Below are 19,125 nucleotides of genomic sequence, written 5' to 3'. Positions count from 1 at the left end.
TCACCTCAACGGGTGATCCCGGCAGACCTTGCCTCTGCTGTGAAGGAGTCCATGGATGGACATGTTGATTATCAATGGTGGTGTGCCGCTTGCTGGCGGAGTCGAGATTGCTGGCGCGAAAAATGCCGCCCTTCCCATTATGGCTGCCTCATTGGCGGTCAGTGGGCAGACAGTCCTGCGGCGAGTGCCTCAACTCGCCGACGTCACGACCTTGCAGCAGGTGCTGGCTTCTTTAGGGGCGACGATTCAATCGGAAGGGATCGCAGGTCAATCAGAGCGGACGGCAGGGCACTTGTCGATCACGCCCCCTTCAATGACAACAGGAATTGCGGATTACGAACTTGTTCGCAAAATGCGAGCCAGTGTTTGTGTCTTGGGGCCATTGCTGGCACGGTGGGGGAAGGCCACAGTCTCGTTGCCGGGCGGCTGCAATATCGGTCACCGTCCGATTGACCTGCATTTGAAAGGCCTCTCAGCTCTGGGAGCCGACATTCGTATTGAACGAGGATACATCTTTGCTGAAGCCGGAAGGCTGCGCGGAGCAGAAATCTATCTGGGCGGATCTTTTGGCAGTACCGTCACCGGCACAGCAAATATCATGACCGCCGCTTGTCTGGCAAAAGGAAAGACCCGTATTTCAGCAGCGGCTTGTGAACCTGAAATTATCGATCTGGGAAATTACCTCAATGCAGCTGGTGCGCGAGTGACGGGACATGGCACACCCGTCATAGAGATCGAAGGTGTCGAAGAACTGCATGCGGTTGAACATGAAGTGATTCCTGATCGAATTGAAGCTGGCACACTAATGATTGCCGCTGCTGCCACTTGCGGTGATGTATTGATCCGAGGATGTGAGGCTCGACATCTTTCAGCCCTCATCGATATGTTAAGGCAAATTGGGGTTGTTATTGAACCAGCAACAACTCATCGCGGCATCCAGGGCATCCATGTTTCAGGAATGGCGTCTCTCATTCCGACCGATTGCACAGCTCTCCCATACCCTGGCATTCCGACCGATCTCCAGGCCCAGATGACCGCCCTTTTGTGCCTGGTTCCGGGCATTAGCGTCGTGACTGACAAAGTCTTTCCGGATCGATTCATGCACGTTCCGGAACTGATGAGGATGGGAGCGAGAATCCGGCGGGAAGGCGCTAGCGCTATCATCAGTGGCCCTGCTCATTTGAGCGGCACTAACGTGATGGCCTCGGATCTTCGTGCCAGTGCGGCACTCATCATCGCGGCTTTAGCGGCTGAAGGAGACTCCGTCATTCGCCGTGTTTACCATCTGGATCGCGGCTATGAACGACTCGATCTGAAGTTGGCCTCGCTGGGAGCGAACATCACTCGTGCGGTTGATCAGCCCCATTCCTGGCCAATCAGTCTACGACCTGATGAACTTTTAGGAATCGGTGAATCGGCGGTACGGTTGGATGAAAGCAATCCCGCGCCGACTGCGGAATTTCCCATACCCCATTTTGTCGCATACTCCCGAAACACATCGCCTGGAAATGTACCGTTCATCGCAAATATCGAGAGAGACGAGTGACTTGTCGCAAGTCTGTTCACAAGTTTGAACTCACCACAAAACTCAACGCTCATGACTGACCCTGACGCCATAACTCCAGCACAGAAAGCGACGGCTTATCACGAAGCTGGCCATGCCGTCATCGCAATTTATCTGGGCCGGCCTGTTCACAAAGTGACGATAGAACCCAATACCGAGCGATTGGGGCAGTGCAAAATCAACAAAGGGACTTTCAAACCCAGTCACGATGTGCTGGAAGGTGAGATCTTGATCCTGTTGGCAGGATTGGCAGCGGAAGCCCGATTCACAGGGGCCTATCATGTTGCCGGGGCTACGAGTGATCTCCGGCAGGTACGAGCTTATGCCATGCTGCGGGCCAATGGCCCCAAGCAGGTCGAGAGGCTTGAACGACGAATGCTCGATAAGACCGAACATCTCCTGTCGCAGGAAAATATTTGGCTTGCCGTTGAAACCATCGCAGCTGAACTACTCAAGTCATCCACGATCAGTGGGCGATCTGCCAGGCATCACTACGATCAATGTCAGAGAAAAGCTTCGAGATAACGTTGATCATCAGTCGGACAGATAGTCTCTGTGATCAGCCCACGATATGATTTTGGCATCATGGGAACACCGGATCAACAACGGGCATTATTCGCGAGCGAAGACCTTCCAGAGAAGCAAACTCCCTGGGAGATCGTTGACCAGGCCGACCAGCTTTATGCGGAAATCGTCTTCAATCTCCCGCTGATGAAATCATACCACTACCTTGTCCCCAATGGCTTACGCGGCCAGATTCAACCCGGTTCACGAGTGCGTGTTCCTTTCGGTGCCGGGAGCAAATTAACCCAGGGGTATTGTGTTTCCCTCAGCAATCAGAGACCGGCCAATAAGAATTTCAAGAGCATAGAATCACTGCTCGATACGGCCCCGTTAGCCAATGCCGGTATGTTGCGTCTCACAAAGTGGATTAGCGAAGAATATCTCTGCAGTTGGGGACAAGTTCTGGACAGTGTCATCCCCGCCGGAGTTAAGTCCAAAGCGGGAACACGCGAATTACTGCACTTCTCGATTGCAACCGATTTTACGGAACGGCTTGGTCGCTCAAAACTTCCTCCTGCTCAGCAGAGAATCATCGAGATCTTACGTTCTGCGACAGAACCGATGGCCGCCGATGAACTCACATCACTGGCTGATTGTGGCTTGGCTCCCGTTCAAAGCCTTCGTACAAAAAAACTGGTGACCGTCAGTAAAATTCGTACTTGGTCAACCTCCGCTTCCAGTCATGGGGTCGCCGACAGGTCGGAAATTGTCCTCAATACGGATCAACGTCAAGCCGTTGAACAGACCATCCTTGCCATGTCGAACGGCAAGCACGATACGTTTCTGCTCTATGGGGTCACCGGGAGCGGAAAGACCGAAGTTTATATTCGTGTGATCGAAGAAGTCGTCAAATACGGGCGACAGGCCATTGTCCTTGTTCCCGAAATCAGTCTGACACCACAGACAATTCGCCGTTTCCGAGCACGTTTTTCGTCAGTCGCGGTGTTGCACTCTCACTTAACCGATGTGGAGCGTCATAGCTACTGGCAGCAAATTGCCAGAGGCGAAGTGCAAGTGGTTGTCGGTGCCCGCAGTGCGGTCTTTGCTCCCACGCCGAATCTGGGACTGATCGTGATCGACGAAGAGCACGAGACCAGCTTTAAGCAGGATTCCATTCCCCGTTATCACGCACGGGAAGTCGCCCGCAGACGGACACAAGATGCCCAGATTCCATTGATTCTGGGTTCCGCGACTCCCACGCTGGAAACCTGGTTGCGAGGAATCCGCAAACAGGACAAGGTGCTTTCGCTGCCAAAACGTGTTGCCAGCAGGCCGCTTCCGCCTGTTGTGACTGTCGACGTACGAAATGACATCAGTATTCAAAAAGGAGCCTCGTTGGGACGTGCCATGTTGGTGGCCATGCGGGAAGCTCTGGCGAAAAACGGGCAAATCATCCTGTTTCTTAATGTGCGTGGCTTTTCGCCGGCACTTTTCTGCAGGGCTTGTGGCCAGAGTGTGCGCTGCCCTGACTGCGATGTCACGTTGACTTACCATAAGCAACGCCAGATAGCATTGTGCCACAGTTGTGATTTCTCAATTCCCCCACCATCACATTGCCCGAGTTGCCATAAACCGGGTCTTCTTTTTTTAGGGCAAGGAACCGAGCGATTAGAACATGAAGTGAAGGCCCGTTTCCCTGGTGTCAGTGTTCTGCGAATGGACAGCGATACCATGCAGAAGCGTGGCAGCCACGACGAAGCTCTGGAAGCCTTTCGTCATGGCGAAGTTCGTATTCTTCTGGGAACACAGATGATCGCCAAAGGGCTGGATTTTCCGAACGTGACTTTGGTGGGCGTGATTGATGCCGACACGTCACTTCATCAACCTGATTTCCGCGCTTCTGAACGGACTTTTCAGTTGATTGCCCAGGTCGCCGGTCGTACAGGACGCGGCGAATTGGGTGGAAAAGTGCTTGTCCAGACCGCATGTCCTGATCAACCCGCGATTCAATGCGCGGCTCGTCACGACTTTACTTCGTTTGCAAAACAAGAACTGGAACATCGCCACTCCTTTGGTTTTCCTCCGTTTGTACGGCTGATGCGTATCATTTTTCGAGGTGAAATCGAAGCCGACGTAGAGAAAGCCGCGGAGAGAGTTCGAGCTTCCATTGAAGCGGAATCGCTGGAATTTGAAGGAATCGCGGTCAAACTTCTTGGCCCATCTCCCTGCGCGGTTGCCAAATTGAAAAAGCACTTTCGCTTTCAATTGCAGTTATCCCACGGATCTGGTCAGGCATTGGCAGAACTCTGGAAACGAGTCGAACCAATTATTCCTGACTTGTCGCCTGTTGAACTCACCGTCGATATTGACCCCATGAATTTCCGTTGAAGATTTTTGTACACAGATGCTTTGTGAAGACAGTTAGGGTACAAGATTGCCAGATTCTGTCGGTGAGGGCACTGCATAAAGAGAGGCATAACATGGATCGCCAGGTCGCAATTATCGGGGGCGCCGGCCATGTTGGACTTCCTTTTGGGCTGGTGCTCTGTAAGGCGGGATTCCACGTCACACTGGTCGATAAGAACAGCGATGCCCTGGCACTAATTGAAAAGGGAACCTTGCCTTTTCAGGAAGAAGGAGCAGAACCACTTCTGAAAGAAGCTCTGGAGCGAGAATTGCTTTCTTGCACCAACGACATCGCCGCCATCGCCCGCTCTCAGGTCGTGATCGTCACCATCGGAACCCCAGTTGACGAATACCTTGACCCTGATATCCGGTCTTTCGATCGAATCATGGAGTCCGTGATCCGTGCCATGGTGGATGGTCAGTTGTTGATGATCAGGAGCACCGTTTTTCCGGGCGTAACAGATCGTCTGGTGCGGCGTATTCAAGAAGCTGGCCGCAATCTGGAAGTGGCTTACTGTCCTGAACGCATTGCTCAAGGCTATGCCATTCGTGAACTGGTGGAATTGCCACAGATTGTTTCAGCGTCCACAGAACAGGCGCAACACCGAGCAACCCAGTTCTTTCAAACGATGGGTGCCCATGTGCTCCCTCTCACTACAGTGGAAGCCGAGCTATCCAAGCTGTTTGCGAATTCGTTTCGCTATATTACGTTCGCGATTTCTAACCAGTTCTACATGCTGGCAGAGCAGTATGGTGCCAACTTCGAGGCGATCCATAAGGCCACCACGACAAATTATCCTCGCATGAAAGGGTTTGCTCGCGCTGGTTTTGCAGCTGGCCCGTGCCTGCTGAAAGACACCATGCAGTTGGCCTCATTCAATCATAATTTGTTGACACTCGGTCAGCATGCCATGATGGTCAATGAAGGCTTGCCTCATTTTCTTGTGCAGCAGCTTAAACAAAAATACGATTTATCGAAGATGACCGTCGGGGTCATCGGAATGGCCTTTAAGCCTGATTGTGATGACTCGCGAAGTTCGCTCTCTTATAAGCTGCGCAAGGTGCTGGAGTTTGAGTGCCGAACGGTGCTCTGCACGGATCCTTACGTGGCTGACCCGGATCTGGTCTCTTTGGAAGAAGTGCTGGATCGGGCAGAACTCATTGTTGTTGGTGCCCCTCACCAGGTTTACCGTCAAGTCACATTTCGCCAGCCTGTTATTGATGTTGCTGGTGTCCTTACGAAAAGTTTTCCATGAAAATTCTGATCACAGGTGCTGCGGGATTCATCGGAGGCTATGTCGTCCAGGAGTTCTTGCAGAATGGTTGGGATGTTGTTGGACTCGACAATTTTTCCAAGTACGGCCCAACGCATCTCTCCTTTGCCAATCATGAACGATTTCAACTGATTTCAGGAGACGCTAAGGATGTGGGCCTGTTGAAGCAGGTTCTGGCTGACTGCGATCATTTTGTCGCAGGAGCCGCCATGATCGGCGGGATTGCCTATTTCCACACGCTGGCCTTCGACCTGCTGGCAGAAAATGAACGGATCACCGCTTCGGCTTTTGAAGCAGCCATTGATGCTTTCCAATCCAGGAAGCTTCAGAAGATCACCGTTTTGTCTTCGTCGATGGTCTTTGAAAATGTGACCACCTTCCCGACAGCCGAGGGTGCTCAGCGAACATGCCCCCCTCCCTCTTCGACCTATGGTTTTCAGAAACTGGCCACTGAGTATTTTGCTCAGGGAGCTTACGAACAATACAAACTTCCCTACACGATTGTCCGTCCCTTTAACTGTGCCGGGATTGGTGAGCGACGAGCGCTGGGTGACCAGGAAATTTATTCTGGCAATATTCAACTGGCGATGAGCCATGTCATCCCGGATCTGGTTCAAAAGATCCTCAAAGGACAAAATCCTTTACACCTTCTGGGAAGTGGACAACAGGTTCGCCACTACACCTATGGCGGCGATCTGGCCAAAGGGATCCGGACATGTGTTGAACACCCCAGGGCTTTGAACGAGGACTTCAATATCTCGACGGCTACAGCCACCACCGTTCTGGAACTTGCGAAGGTTATTTGGGACAAGGTTCATCTCGGGGAAAAACCATTCGCCTATCTTTGCGATGATCCCTTTGCCTATGATGTTCAGGTTCGTTCGCCAGACGTCAGCAAAGCTGAAAAGATGTTGGATTTTTCGGCAACGACTTCACTCTCTGATATTCTCGACGAGGTCATCCCGTGGATTCGTGAGCAAATCCAGCTGGGTACCATTTGAATCCGGTTCCGTTCGATGAATTGTCCAGGCGTCGTGTTTGAAACCCGGTCATGCGGAATTGCCGTTGGAACTCATCATGGCTTCTCTGACTGACCTTCACTGAACCGCGAAGCTGTATCGCTGAATATGCTGGTGAATGGAGCCGTCGTGAACTCCGAGATTTGTGATGTTCCTCGCTTCTCTATTATTGTGCCGGTCTATAATGAAGCTGCCAGCTTTCCCAAATTGATCGCTGAGATTGAAGGCGCGGGCCTGCCGCCATTCCAGATGTTTGTCGTCTACGACATGGCCGAAGACACCACGCGGCCGGTTGCCGAGCAATTCGCGCAGTCACGTCCCTGGCTCCATCTGGTGCATAATCAGCTGGGCCGCGGGCCAGCCAATGCCATTCGTGCCGGTTTTCAAGCCGTCAAGAGAGGGCCGGCACTGGTACTCATGGCTGACCTTTCCGACGATCTGCGAATCATCCCGGAAATGCTGGATCTGTATGCCAGAGGCTACCATGTTGTTTGCCCCTCGCGTTTTATGCGAGGAGGGAAGATGCTCGTGAAACCAGGGATCAAACCCCTGCTGGCAAGAATCGCAGGAGTCACACTTTTTTGGTTTACACGATTTCCCGTCCATGACGCGACAAACAACTTCAGGCTATACGATGCCGAACTCATCAACGGCATTGGTATTCAAAGTCACAAAGGATTTGAAATTGCTTTGGAATTGACAGCCAGAGCCTACGCGAACGGAGCACAGATCGCTGAGGTTCCCAGTTGCTGGCGGGATCGAACGGAAGGAACCAGTCACTTCAAACTCTGGAGTTGGTTACCTCACTATTTGAAGTGGTATCGCTATACTATTTTTCAGCAATTCAAACGCCTGTTGAAAAAACCCGTTCCACTTGCCGCTCCGTCGAGCATTGGTCGTGATCCCATAAATTGCGATACGGCGGAATCTACAACGAAATGATCTCTTAAATGGGATCTGTTTCAAATGCATTTCAACCAAGTGAATGACTCGTGGAGCTTCAATTCTGATTTGACAGGTTAAGCAAAGAGTGGTGGGCAGGCCAACGAGCCTACGGACGAGTTCAACAACCTGTCAGGATCGAGTGGTCGTACCACTAGCGTTCAACGCAAATCTCATTGCAGATTCGCTTGTTGGCCATAAGTTCCCGGGCGGCCGCAGAGACTAACTGCTTTGCGTGATAGGACGGGCACTGGCCGGTCAGAATCACTCGTTCACCATTCCAGCAGAGTTCCAGGTCATAAACCAGACCTTTAAGTCGACCGCGGAGGGTCGCTACGGTCTGATCAGCTTCAGAAATCTCTGCTGGGGTAAACGGCCACTCAGTACCTTTTCCCTGATTAGCCCCTCCCTGAGTCGTGCTTCCCTGAGTCGTGCTTCCCTGAGTCGTGCTTCCCTGAGTCGTGCTTCCCTGAGCCGTGCCTCCATGGATCTTGTGATCCTGAGCGATCGCCTCAAGGGACAGAGCATGAGTTGGTGAGCCAGGGATAGGAACACCAGCGATAGGGATGGCAACGGGGGGCATCCCTGCGATGTTTGATGTGATTGTCAATTCGCGTCGCGAAATCATGGTGCCATCCGTGATAAATTTGTGCGTTCAATGATGCCGTCGCAATCGGTGACCCGTAAATCTCGATTACCTTCGCTGACTCTGCCAGCATCCATTGAGGCTACCGGTTCAATTTCAAATCGTCAAAGAAATTCATGTGAACTGATGTAAATACTTCATTGGTTTGCAAAGGTAATGACCACCCCTCACACCGCTCGTCTTCCTGCATTCGCCATTCTACCAAAGTGAAAACAATTGCAGACAAAAACAGATATCTTGAGGAGCAGCGACAAGTGGGAATTCATCGCTTAATCTATCGATTCACTCGCTTCTCTCACGTCCCCGCACAATTCCACTTTCCCCTGAGCGCTCCCTGTGTTGTCATGCAGGAAGCCCGAGAAGGCACACTTGAATGGCGATGCTTGAAATTGATCGGCAATTTTTGAACGCACTGTTGGCAGCCCCCAGTCCCTCGGGTTATGAGCAACCCATTCAGGAGGTTGTTCGCAAGTATGCCTCTGAGTTCGCTGACTCGGTAACGACTGACCGTCATGGCAACGTGATTGCTGCAGTGAACCCTGGCGGATCGCTACGCATTATGCTGGCTGGTCACTGTGACCAGATTGGTCTGATTGTCAAAAATATCGATGATCGCGGTTTTCTATGGGTTCAGACGATCGGTGGTTGGGATCCGATGGTTTTGCTGGGGCAACGCGTCCAGGTCTGGGCCAAAACCGGCCCAATTCCTGGCATCATTGCCCGTAAACCCATCCATCTGCAAACCCCGGAAGATCGCAAAGTCATCCCCGAAATCCGCAATCTCTGGGTCGACATCGGGGCGCTGAACGGCGACGAAGCGAAAGCCGCTGTTCGTGTCGGAGATGTGATTACCTGTGAGTTACATCAGCAGGAAATGAGAAATGACTATCTCAGCGGCGTCGCCATGGATGACAAGGTTGGTGTCTGGACGGTGTTCACCGCCGCACGCCGGGCAGCAGCACAGTCTCCCAAAGCCGCAATTTTTGCAGTATCAACGGTTCAGGAAGAAATCGGTCTCAGAGGTGTTCAAACCAGTGCCGCTTCGATTCAGCCGCACGTTGGCCTGGTGACCGACGTCACACATGCCACAGATTGTCCGACAATCGACGAAAACCAGCATGGACGAGTCAAACTGGGGCAGGGGCCGGTCATCTATCGCGGCCCGAACACCAGCCCCCGAGTTTTTGATGTCATTGAACAACAAGCCACGTTGTTAGGCATCCCCTATCAATTGGCATCATTGGGTTCGCCTGCCAGCAACGACGCCGCTCAACTTCAACTGGCTGGTGAAGGTGTGGCCATGGGCTTGATTTGCATTCCCAACCGCTATATGCACAGCCCTGTTGAGATGGTGTCACTCAACGATCTGGAACATTCTGCCAACTTGATGGCTGCGTTTTGTGCCCATGTGAGTGAAGAGACAAACTTCATTCCATAAACGAGTCATGCCATGGCCCACCTTTACAAGTTGTTTTGCAAAGGTGGGCTCTCTTGCAGGGAAAATTCAGTTCATGAGCAATCCACGGTTGACTCCGCAGCAGGATCGAGCGCTGACGGAAAAGTCCGTTTCAATTGCTCTCTCTGCGGGTGCGGGATGCGGCAAAACGTTTGTCCTCACGCGGCGATTTTTGGGCTATTTGCAACCACACCAGGATCGTTTGCCGCTTTCATCGCTGGTCGCCATTACTTTTACTGATAAAGCGGCCCGTGAAATGCGGGATCGTGTGCGGTCAGCCTGTCTTCAGGAAGTCAAACAAGCTCCCACTGAAGACGTCGCCCACTGGCTGGGACTTCTCCGGGAACTGGATAGCGCCCGCATCAGCACCATTCATTCGTTCTGTGGAACAATGTTAAGGTCACACGCAATTGAAGCAGGACTCGACCCGGAATTTACGACTCTCGAAGCCAGTGTGGCGAATGCACTCTGCCGAAAGTCGATTGATAACTCTGCATCACAACTGCTGCTCGATGACAATCCGGACTTTTTGTCAATCGCTGTTGGTCATGGCCTGGAAGGGGTTCTCGGCATTTTGCCCCAATTGATCAATCAGCGTCAGTTAATCAATGCTGATGACTTCTCCCGACTGACCACGAACGAACTTGTCGAGCGATGGAGAAGTTGGCTGCACAATGTGGGTTTACCAGAGTTGATCTCGTTGCTCCCGACATTCCCGCAGTTTGAACGCGTTCATCGATTTGTGAGAAGCGCCAGCAGTGCGATAGGAGAAAAACTTTCTCCCAAACTGACTGAGCGGCTTTGCATCCTGCAAGGACTGTTGGATCAATTACGTCATCCGGGGGATGGACTCAACTCGTTTGCACAGATTGCAACCCTGCTGGAATCTCTCACGGCTCATGCCAAAGTCGTAGGGATCAAACCCGGCGATTGGGCTGATGCGACCCACCATGAACAAGCCAAAAACCTTTTTGAGCACCTGCGAAAAAAGGCCAAATCGCTCATGGAAACACTGGATCTCGCCAGTAGCGATCTTCAGCAGATTGCCGAGAAAAGCCTTTCATGGCTACGTGTTTCATCTCGGGTCATTCGCGATTACGAATCGTCCAAGCAGCAGCAAGCCAGTGTCGACTTTGATGATCTGCTGGTTCTGAGTCGGAATCTCCTGCGAAAAAATCTGACCGTGCGACAGGCACTGTCTCGTTCCATTCGTGTCCTCATGGTGGATGAATTCCAGGACACCGATCCTGTCCAGGCAGAACTGGTCGAGATGCTTTGCGGCAACGAACTGAGCACTGGCAAACTCTTTCTTGTGGGAGATCAGAAACAGTCGATCTACCGTTTTCGTGGGGCAGACCCACAGGTGTTTCGTTCATTAAAAGCGAAAATTCCGGCACGCGGCCAATTGCCACTGACGGTCAATTTCCGCAGCCAGCCACCGATTCTCGATTTCGTGAACATCATTTTCCGGCAGGTGATGGGTGATGAATATGAAGCTCTCCAGCCTTCATTTTCAGATGAACGTCCCTCGTTAGAACGGATCGAATTCCTCTGGGCGACATCCGATGCTCCCGCGCCGGCCTCGTCTCCCGATGATGGTCTGGAACTCGATGCGATTTCCGATATCGAAGAGGCAACCGACGAAGCAACGGGTGATTTCTCCCAAGACACATCAGGTGATAGCCAGGGAAAACAAACGTCTCTTCCTTTGCGTAAGCGGGAAGCAGACTGGATCGCGCGGAGAATTGCCTCATTGCTCGAAGATCCTGTTGAAAGGATCCGTGAAAAGAACGGTCACTGGCGACGTATCACTCCCGGTGACATCACCATTCTGTTCCGTGCCCTGACGAATCTGGAGCTTTATGAACATGCTCTCCAGACACATGGAATTGAGTACTACGTTGCGGGAGGGCGAGCTTTCTTTGCTCAGCAGGAAGTCTTTGATATCGCGCATCTTTGCCAGTTTCTTGATGACCCGGAAGATGGCTTGAGCCTGGTGGGATTGCTTCGCTCTCCTTTTTTCTGCTTGCGGGATCCCTTGATTCAGCAGTTGGCGATGGCTCCTGGTGGTCTCATTCGTGCTGTATTGCACCCGCCTTCGCTTTCTACGGAGGATGCCGCACAGATGGAGTTTGTGAGCCATGTGCTGCACTTCCTCCTTCAACAACGTGACCATTGGCCGTTAGCCCGGATCATCCGTCATGCGATGGAATTAACCGGCTACGAGGCCATTGTCTCTCAAGAGTTTCTGGGGCCTCGCAAGCTGGCCAACGTCCAGAAGGCGATTGAACTGGCAAGACAATTTGACTTGGCGGGCGGGAGTCGGTCGGCATTTGTTGCTCAATTGCGGGAGTCGATTGACGAAGAGACCCGGGAGGAATTAGCCGCCACACACCCTGAATCCAGTAGCGTAGTGCGGTTGATGTCGATTCATCAGTCAAAAGGTCTTGAGTTTCCAGTGGTCATTGTCGCCGACATGAATCGTCCCCGGCGTCCGGAAGGCCTGCGTCCCACACTACACTCTCATCTTGGAGCATTGATTACCCCCAGTACGCCCACTGGAGAATCACAACCCCATCCCATTGGTGCGTTTCTCAAGCTGTCGGTCGATGCGGCTGACCTCCAAGAATATCAGCGACTATTTTATGTTGCCGCAACGCGTGCCCGCGACCTCCTGATTCTATCTGCGGGACTCAACAGTCTGGACGAGGGGAAGCTTTCCCCTTGGATGGATGCTGTTCGTCAGTCATTCCATCTGGACACGGGGTTGCTCAAATATGACCCATTTCTGGGAACAGGTCATTCCGATTTAACGTCTCCTGATCAGATTCCTCATGTCCACGTGCATCATGCTCCTCCTGCGTATCAGCAGCGGAGCCACGATCATGTTGCTGTAACACGCCTCTCCTTTTCAGCGATCTGGAACGAGTTGGAACAGGCGCAGCCTTTGGCATGGCCTGAGCTTGTTGACGATCTTCCGCGAGAACGTTTTCGCCATCGGCGTTTAAGTGTCTCGCGTCTGGAAGAGCAGGGGAGCCATTGGATTTCGACAATGCCTTCAATGGGACAAACCTCGGGGCAAGATGCCGCCGTCGTTAGTCTCAACCGCGCGGATGCCGAACTACTGGGAGAAGTGGTGCATGGTGTGCTGGAAACCTTTGATTCCCGTCAGGGATCGGCCACTGAAGAGGATTTACAGTCACGTCTGACAGCATGGTGTCGCCGGCTTCCCACGGTTCCAAACGCAAAAGTGTTAGAGCATGCTGCTGAATGGCTGCGAATGTTTGCTGCTTCTGAACTGATGGCTGAACTGGCCTCTGCCCGGCAACTCCATCGCGAAATGGAATTCAGCATCAAATGGCAATCTGCTCTTTCAGGCACAAATGCAGAAACCGAGATCTATGGATTGATCGACGTCCTCATGCAGCGTGCGGATGATCGCTGGATGATTTTAGATTACAAGACCAGTCGAGTTCCTTCTCGCGCGACTGACGAGTCACTTCTCAATCCTTACCGCCTTCAGTTAGGGACATATGCTCTGGCTGTCCATCGTTTGTTTGGCAAGTTGCCGGCAAAGGCGGAGCTTATCTTCATGCGCCCAAAACTCAGGCGAGTCAGCTGGAACTTTGAAAACGTCTTGGTTGCTGATCTGGAAGCGATGGTGGGGCAGTCGATTCAAGAGTGGGAGGCACAAACCAACTCATCCACAATCAGTTCATAGATCTCGAAGCGGAATGAGACATCAAAATTCCGGAGCAGTTCAGGCCTCAATTGACGCTCTGCAGATAGGCCTCCAGATCCGCCAGTTCCTGAGCCGTAACACCCGAGAGCAATCCCGCCGGCATCAAGGACGTCGATAGCAAGCGCCGTTCTTCGATGTCGTCGGTTTCGACACGGACAACCTGCCCTGTCGCATTTCTCAACAGTAAGCCATCGACCGACTCGTAAATAATCATCCCCGATAACGAACGACCATCTTTGTGTTCAATTAATGTGGCTTGGTAACGTGCCGAGACATCACGGCTGGGATCGATGATCGCCGTCAAGAGGTCTTCACGCGAGAAGCGTTTTCCAACCCCTGTCAATTCTGGCCCCAGCGCACTGGAGGTTGATTGGCCAGCCGCACTATGACATTGATGGCATGTCCGTTTCTGAAAAATCACCGTACCACGTTCGGCCTGGCCTTGGAGTGACTTGGCTTCGCCCCATGCCTTCTGAACGGCTTGCTGATCATTTTCGAGTTCTAACGAGAGGGCTGCCGACTCCTTGGGGAATCTGGACGTGAGATAGCGGTTCCAGGCGGACATGGCTTCCGACTGAGGCGTGTATCCCTCTGGCCCTCTGACAAAAGAAGGCTCCTGATGTGACAGGTTTCGCTCTAATAGCCCGATGACTTCTTCTCGAAGTCTGTATTCACTTTGGTCACCTTGTAACTTGCGGGCAGCCGCCAGAATGAGGAACTGAGACGCTCCCTCTTGAGTTGCCGGAAGAACGGCCAGTGCATTGGCAGCGGCGCTAATGACCTCTTTCTGTGGAGCAGTAAGCCCTTCCAGAAAGAGAGGGCGGTCAATCACGTCGGGTTTGTCCGCCAGCGCCACAATGGCAGCACTTTTCAGTCGAAACTCTTTGGATTGCTGCCGAACCATTTGCCGATGCGCAGGATCGGGAGACGCCGCCAGGAGAAAGAGCACATCGGTCGACCAATAGTAGTTCGGGTCAGCTTCGATCTGTTTCAGAAAGCCTGCTAGCGCAACGGCAAACAGCTCGCCGGGGAATTTCGATAAAAAAACCACATGCTGTGATCGTCCCAGTTGCGGATGCTGTGCCATCACAATGGGCAGCAATTCATCGGCAGCACATTGAGCGTGATAGATGTCGCGAACCCGGTCATTCCAATACGTATCCCTGGGAAGCTTTCGCTGCGTCATCTTCTGATCGAGTTGCAGGAATGCAGTTGTGATGGCATCACGAAGCCCCCCTGTGCGTGCGACACGCATACAGGAAGAGGTAGCCAGCACATGAATGTCATCAACAGGATCAGAAGTCTCTGTCAGTTGACTCACTAATTTAGCAAGTACAGGTTCATGAGCGATTTCGATCATGGCCATCAATCGTTCCAGTTCCACACGATTGACAATCATTCGCTCCAGATAAATCTGGGCTAAATCGATCCGCAATTGATCGATTTGACGTTCAACAGATTGCAGGTTCGCACCGGCGACATAACCCAGAAATGCTGGAGGCACGTCTGACTGTCCGCCCACTCCACCCAGAATCTGTTGCAGCAAGCGGATCGCTTCACTTTGTAATTCAGGATCGTTGGAGCGTTGCAGGACTCGGACAGCCACTTGAGCCGCTGAACTGTTCATTCGCTGTTCGAGTGATGGCGTCCGCGCGACCCAGCCATGAGCATAAGCGAGAGCTGCTTTCGGGCCTTTTTTGCTGGCTTCGCCCGCCACGAGAACCAGACTTTCCTCAGGAAGTCGAGCCACAATTTGTGATGCCAGCAGTCTACAGATTCGTTGAGGATGAGCCAGACCAACGGTGATGACCGGTGTGACCCCATTCCACCACTCAAGTGATGCTTTGGCAGGGTCGCTCGTCAGTAACCCTTCGAGCATGGCTTGAACCAAAAACGATTGAACAGTGGGGTTGGCGGGGGGATCACTCGCCTTAACAGGCACATTTTCTTTCGGTAGCGTGTTGATCAAGGCGACCAATTCTTTGGCGTCAGGAAGCGAAGAGCTTCGGAACAATGCCCAGACAGCCCGTGCTTGAACCGCAGTTGGGCTGGTCTTGACCACCGATTTCCATTCCGTAGAGTCCAATCCCCCGTAGAGTTCCGTGATAGCTTCAATAGCCCGAATGCGCTGTGCTTCAGAGTAATGAGGATCTGCCGCCGCAGCCACCAGAGCCTCCCGGCCAGCACGCCTTGCCAGAGGAATCCACTTTGCACGTGACCAACTGGAGAGTGGCTGTGGTGCATCAAGAACAGAGAGCATGGCCTGATCCGCCAGAGTGGCGGCGGCATCTGGTTTTGGTGCGGAATGTGGCACTTTGGGCCTCAGGCGATAGACTCCTCCCTGAGTGCCGCGACCGCCAACACAAAGATAAATGGATCCATCCGGGGCAACCTCCAGGTCAGTGGGAGCAAATCCTTGTCCGGGGGCCGCAGTCAGGATCAATTCCGGAGTCACCGGTTTTTCAGATTCCATGGAGTTGGTGCGAATGGCCATGACGCGGCCGTAAGTCCAGTCGAGAATAAACAAGGCATTCCGCCACGAATCGCCAAGAGCATCATGCTGATAGCTAAGCACACCAGTCGGAGACCCACGCCCGGCCTGAGCCACCACGCGTGGGGAATCAAACCAATCATCAGGTCGTTTCCAACTGTTGCTTTCCCATCCCAGATGGACGCCCGGAGTCAGTTCCATAACACGAGTCGGTCGGTACCAGGGCAATGAGATATCCCGTTCATCATCACTGTCGAACGTAAAGGCCTTTCCATTCGCATCAAACGCAAAGTCATAGGCGTTTCGCAGCCCATGAGAAAGAATTTCTGCTGCTTTCAAGTCAGGCCTGAGTCGCATCCAGACGCCGTGCTCAGGTTTTTTGACCGGAGATGATGGCAGCGTCGCGTAGCGATAATCGACCTGGGCCATGTTCCCTGCCAGCAGGTACCACCAGCCATCCGGCCCTTTTTGCAGTGAGTGGGTGTCGTGCTCTCCACCTGTTTTCATCTGGAGATAGACTTTCCCCGGCCCGTCGACGCGATCATCACCGTCTTGATCTTCTAGCAAAAGAATCCCACGATCACCGACCGCCAGAAGATCACGCCCGTGATAGACCAGGCTTTGTGCCCCGTTCGCGGGTTCCTTGGCAAATTCAATGGCTCGATCGGCTTTTCCATCCTGATTATCGTCAACCAGGATCCGTACATACCCCGGCCCGGCAACGACCACTCGCCCTTGAGGATCAATCGTCATCGAGAAAATGTCATGAGCCAACCGGTCATCGGCAAATGGCTCGACAACAAAGTCTTTGGCAACGCGAAAGCCATTCATCTCTTCCATGGCAGGTGGCTCGCTGGCCCCAGCATTCGCAACAGGCCAGTTCCCCGGCACCATCCAGAAAGAAACGACAGCAATTGAAAGGACAATCGGAAACCGCATTGGTGGTCATCCCTGCCACGCCAAAAGAAAAAGCCCACAACGACCTGCTGAGATTATCAGCGTTACGGATCGTAGTGGGCACAAGTTTGTGGAGCTAGATGAACGCGTTATCAATTGCTCCAGATTCTGAGACTTGAGTCGTCGAAAGATTACTCAAGAATGATTTCTTTCACAGTGCGGCCACTGGGGATCATGGGCAGCACATGCTCTTGATAAGGTGTCACCACATCGAGAAGGTAAGGGCCAGGGTAAGCCAGCATTTCGGCCAGCGCCGCTGGAAATTCCTTCTTGCTGCGAACCTGCTTGGCTTCAACGCCAAACCCTTTCGCTACCTGCACAAAGTTGGGGTAAGTCTCTTCATAATGCGAACCATCCCCGGCGCCGACAGCTTCAGGATGATCGATTGGCCCAAGATAGGTATGTGCACGGTTTCCTTCATGGAAACGATCTTCCCACTGAACAACCATTCCCAGGTGCTGGTTATTCAGAAGCAGAATCTTGACCGGCAACTTCTCGCAAGAGAGCGTCGCCAGTTCCTGCACGTTCATCAGCATGCAGCCATCACCATCGATATCGATACACAACGAGTCCGGGAAGGCCGCCTGAACACCCATGGCGGCGGGCAAACCAAACCCCATCGTTCCCAACCCTGAGCTGGAGAGCCAGCGGCGCGGCTTGGCAAACTTATAGAACTGGGCCGCAAACATCTGATGCTGACCAACGCCCACACTCACATAAGTGTCACGATCCTTTGTCTGACGCCAGAGTTCATCGATGGCATATTGTGGGACGATAAAATCGCCAGCGTCACGGTACTTGAGTGGATATTTGTCGCGCCATTCGTTGACTTGTTTCCACCAGGCATCGATTTCGGGAATGTCGTCATCGCTCACCAGGGCATTGAGTCCCTGAAGCACTTCTTTGACGTTTCCGATGATCGGAATATGAGCCTTCTTGTTCTTGTGAACCTCCGAAGGATCAATATCAACATGGATAATTTTACCATGTTTGGCAAACTCGTCGAGTTTGCCAGTCACACGGTCATCAAACCGAACGCCCAACGCGATCAAAAGATCGGCCTCGGCAATCGCCATGTTCGAATAGGCCGTCCCGTGCATGCCGAGCATGTGGAGAGACTGCGGATGGTCACCAGGAAAGGCCCCGATCCCCATGACGGTGGTCGAAACAGGAATTCCCGTCTTCAGTGCAAACTTCGTAAATTCCTCGGAAGCATCTGACTGCACGACTCCTCCGCCGATGTAGAAAATCGGCTTCTTCGACTCACGGATTGCGGCCAGAATATCGCGGATCTGAGCAGAGGTTGGTTTACGAACTTCCGGGTGATAACCAGGCAGGTTCATCGGTGGATCAAGATCTGGTTCATCTTCCACTGTCGCCAGCTGGACGTTCTTTGGAAAATCGATCAGCACCGGGCCGGGACGACCTGTCCGGGCGATATGAAAGGCTTCTTTCACAATGCGAGCCGTGTCGCGGACATCAGTAATGAGATAGTGAGCTTTGGTAATCGCACGACAGATCTCTACGATCGGCGTTTCCTGGAACGCATCGGTTCCAATCACCGTGGTGGGCACCTGGCCGGTAATGGCGACCAGAGGGATACTGTCCATCTTGGCGTCGGCAATGGCTGTCACCAGGTTTGTGGCACCAGGGCCACTCGTGGCCATGCAGACACCCACTTCACCGGTCGTACGCGCCACGCCTTGAGCAGCAAATCCACCACCCTGTTCATGACGGGGGAGAATAGTGCGAATTTCATCGCGGTGAAATGTCAGCGCCTGATGGAGCGGCATGCTGCATCCACCGGGATATGCGAAAATGACGTCTACGCCCTGACGAATCAGCCCCCGCACCAGAATTTCCGCGCCATTGATGGTTTGCGTTTTGGTCTGCGGTCGCTCGACGATCGCCACGATAGCTATCCTTTGCAAAAGTACAAAAAAACGAAGCAGCCTGAATCTGAGATCCTATCCTGTGGGATAGAGAAAAGGATTCGCGCCAATCATTATTGCAGGTGGGTAAAGTCCTGCGTCATCTCCAAGCCGGCAACATGCCAGATTGATCCTGCCAGCGATTATCACCAGTTGATATCGTCACTGATGAGGGGCGCCACACAGAAGTACC

General features: G+C 52.7%; 11 protein-coding genes. 8 read left to right on the top strand and 3 right to left on the bottom strand.

All coding sequences use genetic code 11. The features are described from left to right. The first annotated feature begins 55 nt into the window (after positions 1-55). The 6 genes from murA to SH287x_RS07465 all read left to right on the top strand — a co-directional run bounded on the left by murA (position 56) and on the right by SH287x_RS07465 (position 7,709). Positions 56-1,546 (top strand): UDP-N-acetylglucosamine 1-carboxyvinyltransferase, encoded by a 1,491-nt coding sequence (gene murA, locus SH287x_RS07490; RefSeq protein ID WP_479517996.1) that lies wholly within the window; start codon positions 56-58, stop codon positions 1,544-1,546. A 51-nt stretch (positions 1,547-1,597) separates the two neighbouring features. Beyond that, positions 1,598-2,089, top strand: coding sequence for a hypothetical protein (locus tag SH287x_RS07485; RefSeq protein ID WP_479517995.1), 492 nt, complete (start codon positions 1,598-1,600; stop codon positions 2,087-2,089). Between the two features lie 30 nt (positions 2,090-2,119). Next, positions 2,120-4,456, top strand: coding sequence for a replication restart helicase PriA (gene priA / locus SH287x_RS07480; RefSeq protein WP_479517994.1), 2,337 nt, complete (start codon positions 2,120-2,122; stop codon positions 4,454-4,456). Positions 4,457-4,548: 92 nt separating this feature from the next. Further along, positions 4,549-5,730 carry a nucleotide sugar dehydrogenase gene (locus tag SH287x_RS07475; protein ID WP_479517992.1) on the top strand — a complete coding sequence of 394 codons (1,182 nt, stop codon included), beginning with the start codon at positions 4,549-4,551 and terminating at the stop codon, positions 5,728-5,730. Beyond that, complete coding sequence (locus SH287x_RS07470; RefSeq protein WP_479517990.1) at positions 5,727-6,749, top strand: NAD-dependent epimerase/dehydratase family protein; 1,023 nt, start codon at positions 5,727-5,729, stop codon at positions 6,747-6,749. Before SH287x_RS07475 ends, SH287x_RS07470 begins: the two co-directional genes overlap by 4 nt. 147 nt (positions 6,750-6,896) lie before the next feature. Beyond that, complete coding sequence (locus SH287x_RS07465) at positions 6,897-7,709, top strand: glycosyltransferase family 2 protein (RefSeq protein WP_479517988.1); 813 nt, start codon at positions 6,897-6,899, stop codon at positions 7,707-7,709. Positions 7,710-7,863: 154 nt separating this feature from the next. Here SH287x_RS07465 and SH287x_RS07460 read toward each other — a convergent pair whose 3' ends face one another. Then, positions 7,864-8,337: a hypothetical protein gene (locus tag SH287x_RS07460; protein WP_479517987.1), complete on the bottom strand. Its 474-nt coding sequence runs from the start codon at positions 8,335-8,337 to the stop codon at positions 7,864-7,866. 391 nt (positions 8,338-8,728) lie between these two features. Here SH287x_RS07460 and SH287x_RS07455 point away from each other — a divergent pair, with 391 nt between their 5' ends. Together SH287x_RS07455 and SH287x_RS07450 are read left to right on the top strand one after the other, a co-directional pair. After that, on the top strand, positions 8,729-9,793 hold the full coding sequence (locus SH287x_RS07455) for a M42 family metallopeptidase (protein WP_479517985.1): 1,065 nt from the start codon (positions 8,729-8,731) through the stop codon (positions 9,791-9,793). A gap of 73 nt (positions 9,794-9,866) precedes the next feature. Further along, complete coding sequence (locus SH287x_RS07450; protein WP_479517984.1) at positions 9,867-13,532, top strand: UvrD-helicase domain-containing protein; 3,666 nt, start codon at positions 9,867-9,869, stop codon at positions 13,530-13,532. A gap of 46 nt (positions 13,533-13,578) precedes the next feature. On the opposite strand, the gene SH287x_RS07445 is transcribed toward SH287x_RS07450, so the two are convergent. Beyond that, entirely contained in the window at positions 13,579-16,983 is a 3,405-nt protein-coding gene (locus tag SH287x_RS07445) for a DUF7133 domain-containing protein (RefSeq protein ID WP_479517983.1), read from the bottom strand. Between the two features lie 149 nt (positions 16,984-17,132). Further along, complete coding sequence (ilvB, locus tag SH287x_RS07440) at positions 17,133-18,914, bottom strand: biosynthetic-type acetolactate synthase large subunit (protein ID WP_479517982.1); 1,782 nt, start codon at positions 18,912-18,914, stop codon at positions 17,133-17,135. Positions 18,915-19,125 lie beyond the last annotated feature (211 nt).

This window comes from Planctopirus sp. SH287, assembly GCF_056500625.1.
This window is presented reverse-complemented; position numbering and strand designations above follow the sequence as displayed.

Bases quoted from the DNA above. Each gene is read 5' to 3' on its own strand.
- SH287x_RS07450 (WP_479517984.1), top strand. From the start codon at position 9,867: ATGAGCAATCCACGGTTGACTCCGCAGCAGGATCGAGCGCTGACGGAA.
- SH287x_RS07475 (WP_479517992.1), top strand. From the start codon at position 4,549: ATGGATCGCCAGGTCGCAATTATCGGGGGCGCCGGCCATGTTGGACTT.
- SH287x_RS07455 (WP_479517985.1), top strand. From the start codon at position 8,729: ATGGCGATGCTTGAAATTGATCGGCAATTTTTGAACGCACTGTTGGCA.
- SH287x_RS07485 (WP_479517995.1), top strand. From the start codon at position 1,598: ATGACTGACCCTGACGCCATAACTCCAGCACAGAAAGCGACGGCTTAT.
- SH287x_RS07460 (WP_479517987.1), bottom strand. From the start codon at position 8,337: ATGATTTCGCGACGCGAATTGACAATCACATCAAACATCGCAGGGATG.
- murA (WP_479517996.1), top strand. From the start codon at position 56: ATGGACATGTTGATTATCAATGGTGGTGTGCCGCTTGCTGGCGGAGTC.
- SH287x_RS07470 (WP_479517990.1), top strand. From the start codon at position 5,727: ATGAAAATTCTGATCACAGGTGCTGCGGGATTCATCGGAGGCTATGTC.
- SH287x_RS07445 (WP_479517983.1), bottom strand. From the start codon at position 16,983: ATGCGGTTTCCGATTGTCCTTTCAATTGCTGTCGTTTCTTTCTGGATG.